General features: G+C 67.3%; 20 protein-coding genes. 6 read left to right on the plus strand and 14 right to left on the minus strand.

Features of this window, described 5'->3' with window-relative positions:
• Positions 1-21: 21 nt before the first annotated feature.
• The 8 genes from ACIP5Y_RS09045 to ACIP5Y_RS09080 are packed head-to-tail and all read right to left on the minus strand — an operon-like array spanning position 22 to position 7,836.
• A complete protein-coding gene (locus tag ACIP5Y_RS09045; protein WP_400348927.1) occupies positions 22-978 on the minus strand; it encodes an MlaD family protein in 957 nt (318 codons plus the stop codon).
• Positions 975-2,024, minus strand: coding sequence for an MlaD family protein (locus tag ACIP5Y_RS09050; protein WP_400348928.1), 1,050 nt, complete (start codon positions 2,022-2,024; stop codon positions 975-977). The genes ACIP5Y_RS09045 and ACIP5Y_RS09050 overlap by 4 nt, the downstream gene beginning before the upstream one ends.
• Positions 2,021-3,103, minus strand: a complete 1,083-nt coding sequence (locus ACIP5Y_RS09055; RefSeq protein ID WP_400348929.1) for an MlaD family protein — start codon at positions 3,101-3,103, stop codon at positions 2,021-2,023. The genes ACIP5Y_RS09050 and ACIP5Y_RS09055 overlap by 4 nt, the downstream gene beginning before the upstream one ends.
• The gene (locus ACIP5Y_RS09060) at positions 3,103-4,095 is read right to left on the minus strand and encodes an MlaD family protein (protein WP_400348934.1); all 993 of its coding nucleotides are present in this window, start codon (positions 4,093-4,095) and stop codon (positions 3,103-3,105) included. The genes ACIP5Y_RS09055 and ACIP5Y_RS09060 overlap by 1 nt, the downstream gene beginning before the upstream one ends.
• 14 nt (positions 4,096-4,109) lie before the next feature.
• Complete coding sequence (locus tag ACIP5Y_RS09065; protein WP_400348937.1) at positions 4,110-5,108, minus strand: MlaD family protein; 999 nt, start codon at positions 5,106-5,108, stop codon at positions 4,110-4,112.
• Entirely contained in the window at positions 5,105-6,133 is a 1,029-nt protein-coding gene (locus tag ACIP5Y_RS09070; protein WP_400348940.1) for an MlaD family protein, read from the minus strand. Before ACIP5Y_RS09070 ends, ACIP5Y_RS09065 begins: the two co-directional genes overlap by 4 nt.
• Before the next feature lie 3 nt (positions 6,134-6,136).
• Positions 6,137-7,000, minus strand: coding sequence for an ABC transporter permease (locus ACIP5Y_RS09075; protein ID WP_397011401.1), 864 nt, complete (start codon positions 6,998-7,000; stop codon positions 6,137-6,139).
• Positions 7,000-7,836, minus strand: coding sequence for an MlaE family ABC transporter permease (locus ACIP5Y_RS09080; protein ID WP_400348943.1), 837 nt, complete (start codon positions 7,834-7,836; stop codon positions 7,000-7,002). Before ACIP5Y_RS09080 ends, ACIP5Y_RS09075 begins: the two co-directional genes overlap by 1 nt.
• Positions 7,837-8,235: 399 nt before the next feature.
• Here ACIP5Y_RS09080 and ACIP5Y_RS09085 point away from each other — a divergent pair, with 399 nt between their 5' ends.
• Positions 8,236-8,451 (plus strand): nuclear transport factor 2 family protein, encoded by a 216-nt coding sequence (locus ACIP5Y_RS09085; RefSeq protein ID WP_400348947.1) that lies wholly within the window; start codon positions 8,236-8,238, stop codon positions 8,449-8,451.
• Between the two features lies 1 nt (position 8,452).
• Here ACIP5Y_RS09085 and ACIP5Y_RS09090 read toward each other — a convergent pair whose 3' ends face one another.
• Positions 8,453-9,592 carry a calcium:proton antiporter gene (locus ACIP5Y_RS09090; protein ID WP_400348948.1) on the minus strand — a complete coding sequence of 380 codons (1,140 nt, stop codon included), beginning with the start codon at positions 9,590-9,592 and terminating at the stop codon, positions 8,453-8,455.
• 122 nt (positions 9,593-9,714) lie between these two features.
• Here ACIP5Y_RS09090 and ACIP5Y_RS09095 point away from each other — a divergent pair, with 122 nt between their 5' ends.
• Positions 9,715-10,458 (plus strand): VIT family protein, encoded by a 744-nt coding sequence (locus tag ACIP5Y_RS09095; RefSeq protein WP_400348950.1) that lies wholly within the window; start codon positions 9,715-9,717, stop codon positions 10,456-10,458.
• A gap of 137 nt (positions 10,459-10,595) precedes the next feature.
• Here the strand turns inward: ACIP5Y_RS09095 and ACIP5Y_RS09100 are convergent, their stop codons facing one another.
• The 3 genes from ACIP5Y_RS09100 to ACIP5Y_RS09110 form a co-directional block, all read right to left on the minus strand.
• Complete coding sequence (locus ACIP5Y_RS09100) at positions 10,596-11,024, minus strand: hypothetical protein (RefSeq protein ID WP_400348952.1); 429 nt, start codon at positions 11,022-11,024, stop codon at positions 10,596-10,598.
• A gap of 35 nt (positions 11,025-11,059) precedes the next feature.
• On the minus strand, positions 11,060-11,548 hold the full coding sequence (locus ACIP5Y_RS09105; protein ID WP_400348953.1) for a hypothetical protein: 489 nt from the start codon (positions 11,546-11,548) through the stop codon (positions 11,060-11,062).
• Positions 11,549-11,693: 145 nt separating this feature from the next.
• Entirely contained in the window at positions 11,694-12,752 is a 1,059-nt protein-coding gene (locus ACIP5Y_RS09110; RefSeq protein ID WP_400348955.1) for an NAD(P)-dependent alcohol dehydrogenase, read from the minus strand.
• 85 nt (positions 12,753-12,837) lie between these two features.
• Between ACIP5Y_RS09110 and ACIP5Y_RS09115 the strand changes: the two genes are divergently transcribed.
• From ACIP5Y_RS09115 to ACIP5Y_RS09125, 3 genes are all read left to right on the plus strand, one after another.
• Entirely contained in the window at positions 12,838-13,638 is an 801-nt protein-coding gene (locus ACIP5Y_RS09115; RefSeq protein WP_400348956.1) for a helix-turn-helix domain-containing protein, read from the plus strand.
• A gap of 78 nt (positions 13,639-13,716) precedes the next feature.
• Entirely contained in the window at positions 13,717-14,379 is a 663-nt protein-coding gene (locus ACIP5Y_RS09120; RefSeq protein WP_400348958.1) for a PadR family transcriptional regulator, read from the plus strand.
• Positions 14,380-14,570: 191 nt separating this feature from the next.
• Complete coding sequence (locus ACIP5Y_RS09125; protein WP_400348959.1) at positions 14,571-15,776, plus strand: FAD-dependent monooxygenase; 1,206 nt, start codon at positions 14,571-14,573, stop codon at positions 15,774-15,776.
• Positions 15,777-15,895: 119 nt separating this feature from the next.
• On the opposite strand, the gene ACIP5Y_RS09130 is transcribed toward ACIP5Y_RS09125, so the two are convergent.
• Complete coding sequence (locus ACIP5Y_RS09130) at positions 15,896-17,929, minus strand: DHA2 family efflux MFS transporter permease subunit (RefSeq protein WP_400348960.1); 2,034 nt, start codon at positions 17,927-17,929, stop codon at positions 15,896-15,898.
• An 88-nt stretch (positions 17,930-18,017) separates the two neighbouring features.
• A complete protein-coding gene (locus tag ACIP5Y_RS09135; RefSeq protein ID WP_400348961.1) occupies positions 18,018-18,668 on the minus strand; it encodes a TetR/AcrR family transcriptional regulator in 651 nt (216 codons plus the stop codon).
• A 110-nt stretch (positions 18,669-18,778) separates the two neighbouring features.
• Here ACIP5Y_RS09135 and ACIP5Y_RS09140 point away from each other — a divergent pair, with 110 nt between their 5' ends.
• Positions 18,779-19,654 (plus strand): oxidoreductase, encoded by an 876-nt coding sequence (locus tag ACIP5Y_RS09140; RefSeq protein WP_400348963.1) that lies wholly within the window; start codon positions 18,779-18,781, stop codon positions 19,652-19,654.
• The last annotated feature ends 26 nt before the right edge of the window (positions 19,655-19,680 follow it).

Here is a 19,680-nt window from a genome sequence, read left to right on the forward strand (position 1 = left end):
GCTCTCCTCCTTCTCGGTTTCCTATTTCACGTTGACCTGCACGCGCACGGCACCGTCCTCGGTGCTCGCGAGCGCCTGCGAGATCAAGCTGCTGAGGTTGATCTGCGGCCCACTGCTGCCGACCGCATCGGCGAGCGGCTGCAATTGGGGGGCCAGGGTCTTCAATTCGGGTCCGGCCTGCTGTAACCAGTCGGTCAGCTTCGCCAGGAAGGGAGCCAGCCCATTGCCCTCGACATAAACCTGCGGGCCGGGTGCTCGGTCCACGAGTCTACCGACCGCATTGATGAGCTCCTCCAACGACTGCTCGAACTGCACGAATGCCGGTGCGGCCGCGGCCGTCGCCGCGCCGATACCGTCGATGTTCGAGGCCGCGGCCTGGAAGCTGTTGAGTAGCTGCGCAATCTTGGGTTCACGGCTCGATATGGCCGCGGCCAGCAGATCACCGGCCCGGGTGAGCGGCGGCATGGCCGAATCCGTGTCGTGGAAGGCCGTGCCCAGGGTGCTCGCCAGCGAGGCCGCCACCTTCGGGTCGAGCTGGTTCATGACCTTGTTGACCAGCCGCGAGACCTCGGGAATGGACAGCGGCGACTTCACCGCGGAGGTGTCCAGGCGCTGACCGTCCTTCAGGTACGGCGCGCCGCCGGTCTTGGGGCGGAACTCCACGTAGGGCTCACCCAGCGCTGACAGCTGCTCGATGGTGATGGCGCTGTCCACCGGCACCTTGCGGTCGGCGTCGATGCGGAACCCGACCTGCACGCCCTGCGCGGTGCCGTCCACCGAGGTCACCTTGCCGACCCTCATGCCGGTGAGCAGGATGGGCGAACCCACGCTGAGGCCACCGGAATCCGCCAGCACCATGGAGGCATTCGTGTACTCGGCGAACGGATCCGCCTTCACCACACCGAAAGTCAGATAGCTCGCGCCCAGGAGCGTGACCGCCGCGATGCCGCCCAGCGAGGCGAGTGAACTCACCTTCATCGCACCGCTCCGATCATGCGCAGACTGGAGAGGATGTTCGACACCTGATCGTCCCGGGACACCGAATTCACCGTGACACCGGTGATATTCACCTTCGGCCCCTGCTCCACGAACGGAATCAGCTTGTCCCGCAACAGCGAAACCAGGGCCGACAGATTCGACGGCACCGACAGATCCAGCGGCTTACCCGAAAGCGCCAGCGGCACGAAGGCTTCCGTCGCCGCATCGCCCGCCTGCGCGAGCGGCGCCAGCCACACCAGCGACTGCCCGAGCTGCCCGAGCACGGCGAAGATCTGGGTCACGCCCTTGATGGAATTCGTGACACCGACCATGGTGTCCACCGACTCCTGGCTCAGCTGGTGATCGAGGAAGTCCGCACGATCGTGCAGCACCTGCGCGTTCACGCCCAGACCGTTGAGCAGGCTGTCGACCTTGTCCAGGTTGGCGGCCAGATCGACCGCGTTCCCGGCCGCGTTCTGCGCCAGCCGCTTGGTCTCCGCCGGATCCTGCGGCAGCACCGCATTGAAGCGATTGATGATGTCCTGCAACTGATTGATCGCGCCGCCCTGGGTGAAGGCGGCCAGCGCGGCCATGGTGTCCTCCAGCTGCACCGGCGGATGCGTCTGCTGCTGCGGAATGGTGCCGCCGTCCTTCAGCAGCGAATCGAATCCACCCGGCGGCGTGGTCAACGCGAGGTGGATGTCACCGAGCACGGTGTTCTGCCGCAGTTCGGCCACCGTGGCGGTCGGCAGCTGCACCTTGGACGAGATATCGGCGTCGACGACGACATAGCCGCCCTTGCCGCCGGAGTGCGCCGAATCCACCACGCGCACACCGGCAACCGTGCCGACCTGCGCGCCATTGGCGATGACCTTCGCCTTCGCGGGCAGGTTCAGGACGTTCGCGAATTCGATGTGGATCGTGTAGGTCGGACCCGACACGGTGGTGCCCGGCACCGGGACGGACGACGGATCGAAGGCGCAGCCGCTGATCCCGGCCAGCAGTCCGGCGGCCAGCACGGCGGCGCCCCAACGTCGAATTCTCATCGCGCACCTGCCATTCCGAGCACCAGCGGGACCAGGGGCACGTTCACCATGCCGTTGTCGGCACCGGCGCAAGCGCCGGCCGAGGCAGCGTTGAGCGCATCGCACACCTGCTGCGCCTGCGGGGCGGGCAGCGCGGCGCGCGGGGAACCGTAGGAGATGCCGTTGCCCAGCATGGAAGTCGCGGCATTGGTGAGCACCGGCAGCTTGAGCATGATCTCCGACAGCGAGCCGACATTGGCGCGCAGCAGCCGCACCAGCGGCAGCGTGTCATCCAGGACGCGCATGATCGGATCACCGGCAATGGTCACCAGATCGTTCAGCATGGGCAGCGCCTGCCCGAGCCGGTCGATCAATTCCGCACCGGGACCGATCAATTCGGTACTGGCATTGTTCAGCGCGGGCGCCAGGCGCAACAGCATGGAACGCAGATCACCCCAGTGCTGCTCCACCTTCTCACCGACCGAGGCAAAGGCGTCGAAGATGCCCGCCAGATGGCCGATATCGGCATCCGGCTGCGCGAGCGCGGAACCCAGCTGCTGCACGATCGCATTGATCTGCGGGCCCGTGCCCGTAGTGGCCGCGTCCAGCGCGGACAGCCCGTGCTGCAGGGCATCCGGGGCCTGCGCCTGCTGCAGTTGCGCGGACAGGCTCGCGAGCGCGGTCAGCGTCTCGGTGATGCTCTTGGGGGTCAGGGTTTTGGTGATGCACTGCGCGGGATCCCAGTGCGCCAGGTTCTTGCCGCTGTTCAGCACCGCCAGATTGCGGTCCGCCACAATGGAATCCGCGACGGTGGTGGCCTCGGCATCCGCGTACACCGGATACTCGGCATCCACCGTGAACTTGACCTTGACCTTGGACCCGTCGGAATCGATGGAATCCACCGTGCCCACCGGAATGCCGCGCATGGTCACCTTGTTGCCCGCGTACAGGCCGACCGCGTCCGGCATGATGGCGCAATAGGATTCGGTCTTCTTCATCGGATCGAACCAGAGGAAGTAGCCGACCACGGCCAGCACACACACCAGCACCGCACCGGCGACCGACATGAACGCCTGCGATCCGAGCATCCGCTTCAGCATCAGCAGTCCTTCCCCGGCACCGGAATGCACACCTGCGGCACGGTGACCGTCTGCTGCGACTGGTCGACGGTGACACCGCCGTCCGGGATCACCAGATCCGACAGCTTCTTCTGCAGCTCCTGCGCGGCCGTCAGGGTCGGCGTGAACTTCTGGCCCAGCTGCTCCAGCTGGGTGAGCGCGTCGTTCAGCTTCGGTTTCAGGTCGTCCCAGGTGGGGGTCGCACCGTCGAGGCGGCCCAGCACGTCACTGAGCAGACGGATGGCCTCGGCCATCTCGGTGTGCTTGTCGTCGAGGACGGTCACCAGCAGATTGGCATTGTCCATGAGCCGGCCGAGATCCTTCTTCGCGCCGTCGTACATGGTCACGTACTCGTCGGCGACCGCGATGGCGTTCGACACCTGGCTGCGCTGCCGGTCCAAGGCGTCCACGTAGTTGCTCACCGTCTGCAGCGTGGTGCGCAGGCTGTCCGGCGCGCCGTCGATCGAATTGCCCAGCGCCGCCAGGTTCTTGTTCAGCGTGGACCCGTCCAGCTTCGACAGCGGCGCGGTCGCGTCCTGGAAGGTCTCCACCAGGCTGTACGGCAGGCGCACGTGATCGGCCGGAATCGCCTTGCCGCCCAGCGGTTTCGTACCGGCCGGGAACACGGCCACATAGTGGCCGCCGACAATGGTCAGCATGCGGATGTCCAGGGAGGTCTGATCCCCCAGGAACACATTGGAATTCACGGTGAAGCGCATGACGACCTTGTCCGGCTTCAGATCCAGGGACTTCACCTTGCCCACCGAGATGCCCGCGATGCGCACATCGTCGCCGGTCTTCACCGACTGCGCCTCGGACAGTTCCGCGGTGTAGGTGTGCTTGCCGAGCGGGAGCACGTACAGCGCGCCCGCGGCCAGCAGGCCCGCCACCACCAGCACCGCGCCGATGATGCCGAGCTTCAGTTCCCGGCGCATCGCGGTCGGCGCGTCGACGACCCGATGGTCACGAGTCAAGAAGCGAGGCAGTCTCATCCGTTGCATATCGCCACCTGCTGTCCCGACACCAGCACCCGCACCACGGCCGGCAGATCCGCATTGCCCTTGCTGCACACCGGCTTCCAGCCCGACGGGCTAGCGGGCAGCGCCGCATCGGCCGCACCCAGCACGGCGGGCAGGCGGCTGAACACGTCCACCGCTTCCTTCGCATCCGGGAAGAGCTTGCGGATCAGCGCATCCACGTCATCGCCGCTGTTGATGCCCAGCGTGCGCAGCAGATTGTCGATCGGGCCCAGCACCGACGGCGCGGTCACCGCAAACTGCGCCAGCCCGCCGATGTTCTGCTCCAGCGCCTCGAAGATGTTCGACAGCTGCGCCAGCAGCGGCACCAGATAGTGCACGCGCCCGCCCAGCCGGTCCGAGAGATCGGACATATTGTGGATCAGCGTCCAGATGACCTGCTGCCGATTGTCCACGTACGACGCGAGTTTCCCGATGGCGTCCATGGCCGGGCCGACACCGCTGCCGTCGCCCTCGATCAGTGCCACCATGCTGGCGCTGAACTGATTGATGGCCTCGGGAGAAATGGTCTGCAGCACCGGCTTCAGGCCGTTGAACAGTTGCGTCACATCGAAAGACGGCACGGTGTGGTCGATCCCGATGCGCGCGCCGCCCGGCAGCCGCTTACCCGGCTGCGGCTGCTGCTGCAGATCGATGTACCGCTGCCCGGTCAGGTTCTGGTAGCGGATGGCCAGCTTGGAGTTGTCGTAGACGGGCGCATCGGTCTTCACCGACCACTGCACTCGCGCCTTGTCGCCCTCCAGGTCGATGCTCTTCACCTTGCCGACCTGCACGCCGTACAGGCGCACATCGTCGCCGACCTTCAGGCCGTTGGCATCGGTGAACAGCGCGTCATGCGTCTCGGTGGAACCCGACACCGGCCGCTGAATCGCGGTGAACACCAGCATGAGCACCACCACGATGACACCCGCGAACAACACCAGCCGCCACGCGGCGCCCTTCACAGTCATCGCGCACCTCCCAGCAGCGGCACCGCGATGGCCGGCACACCCTTCAGATCGACCTGCACGTTCAGCACCGGTCCCTGCCCGTTGTCCGGCATGGCGGAGGTCAAGCGCTGCAACAGCAGTCGCAACTCCGCGCCGGACTGCTGCGGCGCGGGCACCATCTGCGCCAGCGCGGTCAGCACCGGCACCAGCATGTCGGTGGTCCCGGACAGCTGAGTTCCCGCCTGGCCCAAGTTGTTCGAGAGCGCGGGCAGCAGCTGCCCGGTCACGATGGCCACGCCGCGGTCATAGGCTTCGCGGTTCGTCTGCAGCCGTTGAATACTGCGCAGCAGATCCACCACCTGCACGGTCGCGCCGGCGAACTGGCCGCCGCCGTCGAAGGCCGGGCCGAGATTGCCCATCAGCTCCGACATCGGCATCTTCTGGTTGTTCGTAATGGTCCGCTGCGCGGTGATCAGCGCCTGCGCCAACGGCGTCAGGGCCTGCGTATCGGCCGCGGCCTGCGCGATGACCGAGGCCATCTGCGGCGTCAGCACCGACCCGCCCACCTGCGACATGCTGCGCAGGATGGAACCCATGGTGGCGTCGTACACGTCCTTGGCCCGGCTGCCGGTCAGATCGATGAGCGTCCCCGCCCGCAACGGCGAGCCGCCGGCCCCCTTGCGCAGCTCGACCTCGCTGATGCCGAAGAGGTTCGCGGGCGCGTAATCCACCTGCAGGCTGTCATCCAGCCCGAACAGCCGGGAATCGTCGAGGCGCAGCGAAATCCGCTGCGTGCCGTGCTGATCCGGGGTGATGTCGGTGACCTTGCCGACCACCACGCCATTGGCGCGCACATCGGTGCCGACCAGTACGCCGTCACCGATCTGCTCGGTGCGCAGCGAAATCGCCATCCCGTCCTCGGTTTTCACCGACCGGTACACGCACCAGGCCGCCAGCACCGCCACCACCAGGGCGAGCGCGATGGTACCGACCGTCATCGCCCGCTTGCGATCGACGGCCACACCGGGCATTCCGTAACTCGGCATCCCCTACCCCGTGAACGTAATCGCCGAATTGAAGCCCCACAGGCCCAGCGACAGCACCATGTCGATCGCGATGATCGCCACCGAACTGGCCCGCACCGCCTTACCCGAGGCGATGCCGACACCCTCCGGGCCGCCGGTCGCGAAAAAGCCGTAGTAGCAGTGGATCAGGATCACCACCACCGCGAACACGGCCACCTTCACCACCGCCGCGATCACATCGAAGCCGGAGACGAACTGGAAGAAGTAGTGGTCGTACACACCCGCGGACGCCCCGTCCACCAGCGTGATCAGTCCGCGGCAGGCCGCATACGACAGGATCAGCGCGATCAGGAAGGTCGGCACGATGGCCACCGCACCCGCCAGCACGCGGGTGGTCACCACGAAGGGAACCGAACGCAGACCGAGGGATTCGATGGCGTCGATCTCCTCGGAGATGCGCATGGCGCCGATCTCCGCGGTCATGCGGCAGCCCGCCTGCGCGGCGAAACCGATGGCCGCCGCGATCGGCGCGAGCTCACGGGTGGTCGCGTACGCCGACACCAGACCTGTCACCGGGCCCATGCCCAGCATGTCGAGGGTCTCGAAGGATTCCACCGCCACCGAGGCGCCCATGACCAGACCCAGCACGATCATCATCGGCACGGTGCCGCCGCCCACGATGATGGACCCGCGGCCCCAGGTCATATTGGTGATGGCACGCATGGTCTCGTCGCGATACCGCTTGAGCGTCAACGGAATCGACGACAGCACCTGCCAGACGAAGGCGAGCACGAAGCCCAGGTTCTCCACCCGGCGCAGGATCAGGCCGCGGCGCTTGTAGAAACGCGCCGCCCAGCCCAGTCCCCTGGGCACATAGGTGGCCGACATCAGGCCAGCCTCGTGGGCAGGAACATGGCGGTGATCTGCGTGGCGACCAGATTGACCACCACGATCGATACCACCGACAGCACGACCGCGGCGTTCACGGCGTCGGCGACGCCGCGCGGTCCGCCCTTCGCCTCCAGCCCGCGCTGGCAGGCGATGATCACCACGATGAAGCCGAAGATGACGGCCTTCACCAGCGACACCCACACATCGGCGGTGGTGGTGAAGGATCCGAAGGTGGACCAGTAGCTGCCCGGCGTCACGCCCTGGCCGCCGATGGCGACCGCGTAACCGGCCAGCACGCCCACGAAGATGATGAGCACGTTCAGCAGCGGGGCCACGAAGATCATGGCCACCATGCGCGGGATCACCAGCCGGTGGATCGGGCTGATGCCCATGGTGTGCAGTGCGTCGATCTCGTCGCGGATGGTGCGCGCGCCCAGATCGGCGGCCAGTGCCGCCGCGCCCGCGCCGCCCAGCAGGAAGCCGGTGGCCAGCGGTGCGCCCTGTTTGATGACGCCCAGGCCGCCGGTCGCGCCGAGCAGCGAATCCGCGCCCAGGGTGTGAATGAGATTGCCGACCTGCACCGAGACGATCACGCCGAACGGAATCGCCATGAGCACGGCCGGGATAGCGGTCACGGTGACGAGCCGCCAGGCCTGGAGGATGGCTTCCTTCCACTGGAATTCGCGGCGCACGATATCGGTGAAGGTGCCGAATACGGCTTCTTCGGCAATACCGACGGCGCGGCCGAAGGTGCGCAGCGACGACACCGCGGTATCGGAGAAGTTGTCGCGCACGATGCGCATCGCCGAACTCTTCGGGAGGGTCCGGGTCATCTGAGTACCGCTTCTTCGCGAGGCCGGAATCGGCGCGTGGTGTCGAGCATCAAATTTCTTCTCCGTGATCGGCAACACTGCCTGCCCTCAAAGCTAATGGTTACGCAGGGTTACAACAAATCCGATTCGGGTGTGATCCGGGCCTCTAAGTTACCTTCCAGTACATACTCCCCAGGTCCCGGTCAGTGGCATTTTCAGCCATGTGACCTGCGGTTCTATAACGTGTTATTAGAGCGGATCGGCTATCAATATGATCTCCGGCACATGTTTGGCGAACCGTCAACAAGGGGCTCCGGCCGGGTTCGGCCATACCAAAACGCGCCGCGAGTGAACTGGGAGCTATCCATAATTTCGGCCGAACCCTCGCGCAGCCCTTGCGTGAACGTGTTCACTGACCTTGTGGATGACACCGTTTCGGCAGTCCTGCGCGCGATCGAGGCCGGCGACTGGACGGAATTCGCGAAACTCGTGCACCCGTACGTGCATTGGACCGAGGACGGCGTCACCACCCGCGGACGCGTCCAGGTCATGCACCTGTTATCCGCGCGCGGCGGCGCGAAACCCGCGGCGAGCTATGAACTCCGCGACGGCCAGATCTACGGCTGGGACTCCTGAATCACGGACTGACCGCCAGGAAGACGAAGCCCGAGAACAACACCAGATGCACGCAGCCCTGTAGCAGCGTCGCCCGGCCCGGCACCACGGTCAGCGCACCGACCACCACGGTCAAGGCCAGCAGCACAATCTGATTCGAACCCAGACCCAGCTCCAGCGGACCCTTGATCCAGATCGACGCCAGCGCGATCGCCGGAATGGTCAGGCCGATACTCGCCATCGCCGAACCCAGCGCCAGATTCAGACTGATCTGCACCCGATCCCGGCGCGCGGAACGCACGGCCGCAATGGTTTCCGGCAGCAGCACCAGCAGCGCGATCACCACACCGACCGCCGACTGCGGCAATCCGGCCGCGGCGATACCGGATTCGATGGACGGCGACACCGTCTTCGCCAGGCCGACCACACCCACCAGCGCGACCAGCAGCAAACCCAGGCTGATGAGGGCCCGCCGCGCGCTGGGCGGCTCGTCGTGCTCATCCTCGTCCGCCGCGGCGCTCCCGCCGGCGATTCCGGCCGCACCGCCGCCGAGCCCGGCGGTGGCTTCCACCGGCAGGAAGTCGTCCGGATGCCGGACCGTCTGGACCATGACGAACACGCCGTAGAGCACCAGCGAGGCGACCGCCGCGAAGGCCAGCTGCGCCCCCGAGAACACCGGGCCCGGCTCACTCGTGGTGAAGGTCGGCAACACCATGGTGAAGGTCGCCAGCGTCGCCACCGTGGCCAGCGCCGCACCCGTACCCTCCGCATTGAAGACCGCCACCCGCCGGCGCAACGCTCCCACCAGCAGCGACAGCCCGAAAATGCCATTGCAGGTGATCATCACCGCGGCGAAGACGGTGTCACGCGCGAGCGAGGCCGCCTTCTCGCCGCTGGAGATCATCAGGGTCACGATCAGGCCCACCTCGATGATGGTCACGGCCACCGCCAGGATCAGCGACCCGAACGGCTCACCCACCCGGTGGGCCACCGTCTCCGCGTGATGCACCGCGGCCAAGACCGCCCCCACCAGCGCCAAGGTCACGATCGTCACCAGGATCGGGCCCAGATGACGGCCCCAGGAGGCGGCCAGGACCAGGGCTGCGAGCAAGGGAACGATGACCGACCAATAGCGAGTGCAGAAGCGGACCATGACCCTCATATTTCCAGCAAACCGTCCGCATCCACCGCATAACGAGAGCCAAGCCTCGTCCGGCGAGGCGCGCACATGAGTACCGGGCGAGGCGTCCCGGGCGCCGTCCCGCCCTGACATAGGCTGCGCACGTGGACGAGACGACCGAAGTCGGCGCGGGCGACGAGGGGCAACCGCATCCGCACGAACCACACGACGCGAGCCTCGCCTCCCGGCTGAACTGGCTGCGCGCCGGCGTGCTCGGCGCCAATGACGGCATCGTGTCCACCGCGGGACTGGTGGTCGGTGTGGCCGCGGCCACCACCGACACCAACCCGATCCTCACCGCGGGCATCGCCGGGCTCGCCGCCGGCGCCATCTCCATGGCGGTCGGCGAATACGTCTCGGTGAGCACCCAGCGCGACAGCGAGCGGGCGCTGCTGCACAAGGAGAAACGGGAACTGGCCGAGGAACCCGAGTACGAGCTCGAGGAACTCACCCAGATCTACCGCGGCAAGGGCCTTTCCGACACCACCGCCCGCCAGGTGGCCGAGGAACTCACCGCCCACGACGCCTTCGCGGCGCATGCCGAGGCCGAATTGGGTTTGAACCCCAAGGATCTCACCAATCCGTGGGAGGCGGCGATCTCCTCGGCGGTGTCCTTCACACTGGGCGCGCTGCTCCCCCTGATCGCCATTCTGCTGCCCCCGGTCAGCTGGCGGATCCCCGTCACCTTCGCCGCGGTCCTGGTGGCGCTGGCCATCACCGGCACCATCAGCGCACGCCTGGGCGGCAGCCGGGCGGGGCGCGCGGTGCTGCGCGTGGTCATCGGCGGTGCACTCGCCATGGCCATCACTTACGGAATAGGCCAGCTCGCAGGCGTTTCCGGCCTGTAGCCGCTTGATCCACCGAGGCGAGCCGACGACAGCCGCGCAATCCCGAGGGGGCTACAGCCACATACTCCCTGGGCCGAGTCGGCTGTAGTCGCGCACTCCCCGAAGGCGAGCGGTGGCTCCGATCCCGAAGTGCGCCGTCAGCCGTCGGCGGGCGGTTGATCACCCGGCGGGCCGGGCTGATCCTGCGCCTCCGACACCGGTGCGGGCGGCGGCGCGACCGCGGTCGGATAGACCTGCGGGGCAACCGGATTCGGGTCGATGAGCACCTGCACGTCCACGGGATGCGGGGGCGCGGGCACGATCGCGGCCGGCGCGGAGGGCGGCGGAACCTGGTGTGCGGGAGCGACATCGGGCACGGCCGGTTTGTCGGAGCGGGGATGGACGACGTTCACGATGGATTTGTCCGCGACACAGTGCGTTCCGGTACCCGTGAGGAGCATGCCGCCCGCGACGGCCAGCGCCAGCCCGGCCGCGACGACGGCCACCACCCCGAGACTGCGCGGGCCGATATCGCCGTCGGGGTCTCCGTCATCGTGCAGGTTCATCTGGTCGATATTGCCGAGCATCGCTGTCCTCCTTCGGATTCCGAGCCGGCGGCCCACTACGGGGCAGGCGGCGGAGGCGGTGGTGGGGGTGGCATCAGCCACGGCAGGATCGGCGCGAGAATGTCCGGAATCGGCGGCGCGGGCGGGGGCGCGGGCGGCGCGACCGGCGCCGCGGGCGCCTGGGTGTCGGACGGCACGTCGACCGGCGCCGGCACATAGTCCTGGGTCTGCGGCGCGGGTGCGGGCGGTGGTGGCTGCACCGCGGGGGCGGGCGGGGGCGGCGGCGCGGGCGCCGGGGACGCGGCGCTCACCGGCTGCTGCGTACTGGGGACCGGGGCCTTCGAGGGATCGGTCCCCCAGCTGAAGCCATCGCGCAGCTGTCCCGCGGTCAGCGAGAACACCACTCCGAAGGACAGTACGAGCAGCAGCACCAGCACCCGCGGCGACATCTCGCCCGGCGTGACCAGCCCGGGTGTGCCCTCATCGGCCGTCACCGCGGGGTGCTCCAGCACCGCCGTGTCTTCCCGTACTGCACCGGGCACCACCGGGGGAACTCCTTCGATTCGCGGCAACGCATCCTGACGATCCGAAAAGCTCATCCTTCAAGGCACGCTACACAGATTTGCTGCAAACCAGAACGGAGGTTCGATAAGGGAAAGGTTCCAGGTGAGTATCTATTTGTGACGATTGCTACGAGATCGCTATCACGACCTTGCCGAACGGGTCGCGCTCCTCGAAGTGACGGAACGCTTCCACCGCCTCCGCGAACGGGAACACCCGATCGATCACCGGCCACAGGCGATGCTCGGCAATCGCGCGGTTCATGGCCTCGAAATCCGTGCGGCTGCCCACCGCGACGCGGCGCAGCGCCGCGTACTTGCCGCCCAGCGGATCGCCCGCCGGCTGCCCGGCCGGTGCGCGCATCGCGCCGATCAGCGACACCTGACCGTTGTAGGCCACGGCGGCAAGGGATTTCGGCAACGTCAGCGGGCCCACGGCATCGACCACCAGCTGCACCCCGTCACCGCCCGTCAGCTCCAGCACGGTGTGCTCCCAGTCCGGGACCTCGGTGCGATCGATCACCTCGTCCGCGCCCAGCTTGCGCAGCCGCTCCCCCTTCTCCGCCGAGGAGGTGATCGAAATGACCCGTGCGCCCAGCATTTTCGCGAACTGCACCGCGAACAGGCCCACCGGTCCGGTGCCGACGGTCAGCACGGTATCGCCGGCGCCCACCGGCACCGGCTTGGTCAGCCCGGCCCAGGCCACCAGGCCCGCGCAGGTGAGCGTGGCGGCCTCCGCATCGGTGAGATGCGCGGGCACCTGCATCACCGAATCCTCCTCCAGCACCACGTAGGTGGCCAGCCAGCCATCGTGGGTCGCGCCGTATTGCTGCCCGGACAGGGCCTGGGTCTGCTGCCCGTCGATCCAGTCGACGAAGTAGGTGCTCATGACCCGCTCGCCGAGCCGGGCCCGGACCACGTCCGCGCCGACCGCGACGATCTCGCCGACCCCCGCGACCAACGGCACCACATCCGGCCGCGCCGGTACCGGATAGGTGCCCGCCATCAGCATGAGGTCGCGCCGTTCGATCGACACCGCTCGCACCCGCACCACCACCTGATGCGGCCCGGCCTGCGGAAACTCCTGCTCACGGGTGGTCAACCCGTCGAATCCGCGCAGCGGCTCCAAGTGGTAGGCGATACCGTTCTCGTTCTGCCCGTTCATGTTCCGCTCCTGTCCAGCACTCATGGGACCGAGTCTGGTCCGCGGGCGGCGGGTCGGCGATTCCCCGCAGGGAATGGCCGGACCGCACCGGCCCTCGCACAGTGGGAGGATGACGACCATGACGGCGGTGACCGACGCGAGCCCCTTCGGGCGGCAATTGCGGCAGTGGCGCACGCTGCGCCGGATCAGCCAGCTGGATCTGGCCATCGCGACGGAGACCAGTCAGCGGTACCTGAGCTTCCTGGAGCAGGGGCGCTCACATCCGGGCCGGACCATGGTGGTGCGACTGGCGGAATCGCTGGGATTGTCGCTGCGCGAACGCAACGGCCTGCTGTTGTCCGCCGGCTACGCCCCCGTCTTTCCCGAATCCGCCTTGGACGCACCGGAACTCGGTCCGGTGCGGCAGGCCCTCGAGGTCGTATTGCAGGGACATCTCCCGTATCCGGCGGTCGTGACCCGTAAGTACGGCATCATGGTGGCGGCCAATGCCGCGTTCGAGCTGATCATCGAGGGTTGCGCGCCCGAGCTGCTGGAACCGCCCGTGAACGTGCTGCGCCTGGCCCTGCATCCGGAGGGGATGGCGCGGCGGGTCGCGAACCTGCCCGAGTGGGGCCGGCACATCACCGGCAGCCTGCGTAATCGCGCGGGCCGCAGCCCCGATCCGGAGCTGGACGCCCTCATCGCCGAGCTGGAAGGCTATCTGCCGCCGGTGGATCCCGGCCCGCATCATCTGGGTTTCGCGGTCCCGCTCCGGCTGCGGGCCGATCCGTGCGAGCTGCAGCTCATCACCACCCTCACCTCGTTCGCCACGGCCACCGACATCACGCTGTCGGAACTGCATCTGGAGGCGTTCCTGCCCGCGGACGAGGCCACCGCCGACTACCTGCGCCGGCGGTTCCCGCGGGCCTGACGGCCGTTTCTCGCCCGCTCGGCGCCCTTGTGCCCGATTACTCGCAGACGTATATTCGTCTACGAGTAGGAGGTGCTCATGCCGCGCAAGCGCAAGGTCTCGAATCTGATGGGCCTGGCCGTCCTGTCCACCCTGGCCGCGGGGCCCGCACATCGCTACGAGATTGCTGCCCGGATGCGCTCCTGGGGCAAGGAGCACGATATGGGCGTCAAATGGGGCTCGCTGTACACGGTGGTGGACAACCTGGCCAAGCACGGATACGTGGAGGTCGCCGGCAGCGAACGCGACGGCGCGCGCCCGGAACGCACCATCTACCGGATCACCGAGTCCGGGCAGGCCGAAATGAACGACTGGACAAGGGAATTGCTGTCCAGCCCGGAACCCGAGCAGCGCCGCTTCATGGCGGGCCTCTCGATCCTCATGGTGCTGCCGCCCGATGAGGTCGCGGACCTGCTCGCGCAGCGAATCACGCGGCTGGACAACACCATCGAGCGCACCCGGGCCGAACTGGCCACGTTCGAAGGCACCCTGTCGCACCTGTTCCTGGTCGAACAGGACTACGAGCTGGCCATGCTGGAGGCCGAGGCGGCCTGGGCACGCACCCTCCACACGTCCTTGCTCGACGGCACCTTCCCCGACCTGCAGGCCTGGCGGGACTGGCACCAAGGCATCGTCCCGCCCGAGCAGATCACCGCGTCGACGGAAGGGGGGACGGACCGGTCGCAGCAGCGGCCCGACTGACCACGACAAACGGACCGGGCCCCGGCGGAAGTGCTGCAACACAGCCGCCGAAGCCCGGAACACACCGTCTCGAACCGCGTCCGTACAGGCGAACTCGGCACCGAGTTTGGCAACTACAGGATAACTGGGTTCTCCGCACGCGCGCGGGTTCGGGGTATCGGCACTCGCTCGAATACTCAGGGAGAGAACCCATGTCCACCCGATCCGCCATCGTCATCGGCGGTGGCATCTCCGGTCCCGTGACCGCCACCGCACTCCACCGCGCCGGCATCGACGTCACCGTCTTCGAGGCCTATCCGGGCCCCGCCTACGGCATCGGCGCCAATCTCGCGCTCGCACCCAACGGCACCGCCGCACTCGAGATCATCGGCGCCGCCGACGCGGTGCGCGCCGCCGCGAACGCGAACATCACCAGTTCGGGAATGTCGGTCGGCGGCAAACGCATCGAGATGCCGACCCTGCAGAATGTCGAACCACTGCGGGTGATCGACCGGCCGGTGCTGCACCAGGTCCTGCACGACAATGCCGTCGCCGCCGGCGTGAACTTCGAATACAACCGGCGGCTCGTCGATATCGAGGAGCACGCGGACAGCGTCACCGCCGTCTTCGCCGACGGGAGCACCGCCACCGCGGAGGTGCTCATCGGCGCGGACGGCATCCACTCCACCGTGCGCGCCCTCGTCGACCCGAAGGCGCCCGGACCGACCTATCTGCGCATGCTCAGCTTCGGCGCCTACCTCGACCAGGTGATCGACCTGCCGCCGGAGGCCATGACCTTCGCCTTCGGCAAGCGGGCCTACTACCTGTACTGGGCCATGCCGGACGGGCGCATGTGCTGGGGCGCGAATCTGCCGCACGAGCAGTATCTTTCGCTCACCGCGGCACGATCGATACCGAACGAGCAGTGGCTGCGCACGCTGCGCGACGTCTACGCCGACGACACGCCCGGCGCCGAGATCGCCCGCGCCACCACGGCCGGACAACTGCAGGTGGTGGGGGCACTGCACATCATGCCGCCGGTGCCGCACTGGTATCGGGGCCGGATCGCGCTCACCGGTGACGCCGTCCACGCGCCCAGCAATACCTCCGGGCAGGGTGCGTCCATGGCCATCGAGAGCGCCATCGAGCTGGCTCGCTGCCTCCGCGATATCGATGATCCGGCAATGGCTTTCGCCACCTACGAGGCGCTGCGGCGGCCCCGGGTGGAGGCGATCGCGGCCCGGGTCGCCAAGATCAACAACACCAAGGCCGCCGGGCCCGTCGCCCGCAAGGCCATGCAATTGGTGATGCCGCTGGCGTTCAAGCACATGAACGTGGAGAAGATGATGGGGCACGAGCAGCGCTTCCGGATCGACTGGGAGGCCACGGTCCGGCCCGCGGTCGCGCCCGTCGGCTGACACCACTCGAGCGGTATCCGGCCGCGGGTACGCGGATCACTACCCCACTGAAAGACGCTGCCCCGCTGCGTATTACGCAGCGGGGCAGCTGTGCACCGGTCGTTCCCGAACGGCAGGGTTCAGGCGCGCGCGGCAGCCTCGTCGAGGTAGTCGGACTCGTCGAGGAGCTTGGTGGCGATGTGATCGATGGCCTGATCCAGCAGTGCGCGGTCGGCCGGATCGGTGAGATCCCAATCGTCCAGCTGGGTTTCGAGCCAGCGCTTCCACGCGATCCGCACCCGGTCGACCTCGGCGATGCCACGATCGGTGAGCGTCAACTCATCGCCGGTGCGAAGCACCAGCCCGTCGCGTTCGGCCTTCGCGAACACCGGATCGATCAATTCCGGCGGTACGAAATTGGTCCGCGCCACATCGGCGACCGTCGCATGACCGCGCAGCTTGGAGTAGACGCGCACCTGCGCCAGCGCCCACGCCTCGTCCCGGCCCAGCGAACTGCCCACGGCGGCAAGCACTCCGGTCTCCGGAATGGCCTTGTCCCGCAGCTTGCGCAGCACCCGTGCCACCGACCGCTCCAGCCGCACCTCACGATCCGGGGAACCCGGCATGGCGAACTGCTCCCCCACATCCGTGGCCTCCGCGCGGGCGCTGTCGCGCAGCGGCACCTCCTTGAGGAACCACGCCACCACGAATCCGAGCACCGCGACCGGCACCACCCAGCGGAAGACGTACTGGATGGAGTCGGCGTAGGCGTTGATGATCGGCGCGGCCTGCGCGTCCGGCAGCCGGTGCAACTTCTGCGGATCCTGCGCGACCTCCGGTGGCACCCGTGCTTCCATCAGTGCCGCAGTCAGATTCGGCTTGATCTGATTGGAGTACAGCGTGCCGAAGATCGTGGTGCCGAAGGCGCTGCCGATGGTGCGGAAGAAGGTCACGCCCGAGGTGGCGGTGCCGAGGTCGGAGTAGGGCACGCTGTTCTGCACCGCGATGGTCAGCACCTGCATGGACAGACCGATGCCCAGACCCAGCACCAGCATGAACAACGACTGGATCCAGAAGCTGGTGCTCGCGTCCATGGTCGACATGAGGAACAGGCCCACGGCCATCACCGCGGTGCCCATGATGGGAAACATCTTGTACCGGCCGGTCTTTCCGACGATCGTGCCGGACAGGATGGAGGTGAAGAACAGGCCCACCACCAGTGGCAGCGTCCACAATCCGGACGCGGTCGCCGAGACGCCGCGGACGTATTGCAGGAAGGCCGGCAGGTAGGTCATCGCGCCGAGCATGGCGAAGCCGACGATGAAGCTCAGGATGGAGCAGACGGTGAAGACGTTGCTGCGGAACAGATGCATGGGCAGCATGGGTTCCTCGACCCGGAACTCCACCGCCACGAATGCCGCGAACGCCACCGCCGAGACGGCGAACAGTCCGATGATCGTCCCCGAACCCCACGCGTATTCCTGTCCGCCCCATTCCAATCCGAGAATCAGGCAGGTCACCGCGACGGCGATGAGCGCGATGCCGAGGTAGTCGACGACCGGCTTCAGCGCGGACCGCACCGACGGGATGGTGCGCGCCGCCACGGCGATCATCACGATGGCGATCGGCACGTTCACGTAGAAGCACCAGCGCCAGCTCAGATGGTCGGTGAACAGGCCGCCCAGCGTCGGGCCGATCACGGTGGTGACGCCGAAGACCGCGCCCAGCGCGCCCTGGTACTTGCCGCGTTCGCGCAGCGGGATCACATCGGCGATGAGGGCCATGGCGGTGACCATGAGCCCGCCCGCGCCGACGCCCTGCACCGCGCGGGCGAAGATGAGCAGCGTCATGCCGTGCGCCATACCGGCGACGACCGAGCCGAGGATGAAGATCAGGCCGCTGAGCTGGAAGATGAGCTTGCGCCCGAAGAGGTCGCCGAACTTGCCCGCGAGGGCGGTGGCAATGGCCTCGGCCACCAGATACGAGGTCACCACCCAGGCCATGTGCCCGGCGCCGCCGAGGTCGGCGACGATGGTGGGCAGGGCGGTGGAGACGATGGTCTGGTCGAGTGCCGCCATGAGCATGCCCAGCACCACCGTGCCGAAGATGATGTCGATGCGGGCTCGGCTCAAGGGTGGGGGCGGGGCGTCGACGGTAGCGCTGGCACCGGTCATCGGCCCAGTATGTGGCGCTCACCAGCCCTTATTCAGCAACGACACGGCAAACCGAACGAATCGCTGCCGCACCGGCGGGGCAGCGGCGCTAGACCGCCACCGCGTACCCGCCCAGCGCGGGCTCGAGCGTGTCGAAGGCCTCGGTCACGAGACCGGTGAGCGCGGCGGCGATGGCATCGTTACTCTCCCCCTGCGCGGTCCGGCGCACGGTCTCCTCGAACAGCGCACGATGAATCCCGCCGAGCAGGGCGGCCGCGATGCGCGGCATGAAATCGCCTGTGGCAGCGCCGGTTTCCTCCGCCAAGGCGGCGGCGAGCAACTGTTCGCGCTCTTCGTGGAATTCACGCAGGCGGCCGGCCAGCGCCGCGCTGCCGGAGATCAGGCGGGCGAATTCGGGGCCGGAGAAGCCGGCCAGCGCGTCCCGCGCGGCGGTCGCGGCGAGCCGGTCGCGACGCAGTGCGGCGAGCGCGGATTCGCCGGGCCGGCGGGCGCGGACGGTGCGGGCGAGGCTTTCGACGAACTCGTCGTGCACGTCGAGGATGAGGTCCTCTTTGCGCGGGAAGTAGTTGGTGACTGTCATCTTCGCCACCTCGGCGGCGACCGCGATCTCCGCGATGGTCACATTGTCGTAGCCGCGGGCCAGGAAGAGCCGGGTGGCGATGTCGGAAATGTGCTGCCGGGTCCGGAGCTTCTTGCGTTCACGCAGACCCAGGGGCGCTGCGGTGCCCGAGGATGTCATAAACTCATTATCATCACTTTTTTATGACTATCACAAGTTTTGCGCCTTCCGCTGGAACTTACTCTGGAGTAAGGTCGAACAAACCACTCGAATTGTGAGGTCGAACAGTCATGGCATGGAAGCCCAGCGAAATCTCGGACCAGTCCGGGCGCACCTTCGTCATCACCGGAGCCAATGGCGGAATCGGCGAGCAGACCACCAAGGTGCTCGCGAGCAAGGGCGCCACCGTCATCATGGCCTGCCGCAATACCGCCAAGGCGCAGCCGATCGCCGACGCCATCGACGGTGACGTACGGGTCGCGGCGCTCGACCTGGCCTCGCTGGCCTCGGTACGGAAATTCGCCGACAGCACGGGCGAATTCGATGTGCTGATCAATAATGCGGGCATCATGAACGTGCCGTTCTCGCGCACCGAGGACGGGTTCGAAACCCAGTGGGGCGTCAACCATCTCGGGCATTACGCGCTGACCGGGTTGCTGCTGGACAAGATTCGCGACCGCGTGGTCACGCTCGCCTCCGTCGCGCACAAGCAGACACCCAAGCTGTGGATCGACGACCTCAACTACGAGAACCGGCGCTACCAGCGCAATCTCGCGTACGCGCAGGCCAAACTGTCGAACCTGATGTTCGCGCGCGAGCTCGAACACCGGCTGGAGGCGGCGGGTTCCGGTAAGCGCTCGTACGGGGTGCACCCGGGCGTCTCCGCGACCGATCTGTTCACGCAGACCGAAACCCCCATTGACAAGATCTCCAAGCCGTTCGTCCGGCTCATCGGCCACTCCCCCGCGCACGCCGCCTACTCCTCACTGTTCGCGGCCACCGACCCCGACGCCGACCCGAACACCTACTGGGGTCCGACCCGCTGGTTCGGCAGCCAGGGCCCCGTCGAACCATCGCCCTCCACCAAGCTCTCGCAGAACCGCGATTTGCAGCGGCGACTCTGGGAAGAGTCCGAGCGTTTGACCGGCGTCACATACAAGTTCTGATCTGCGACCTCCTACTACGCAGCCTG

Origin of the sequence: Nocardia sp. NPDC088792 (genome assembly GCF_044750615.1) — a bacterium.
In the GTDB taxonomy this organism is placed as follows: Bacteria; Actinomycetota; Actinomycetes; order Mycobacteriales; family Mycobacteriaceae; genus Nocardia.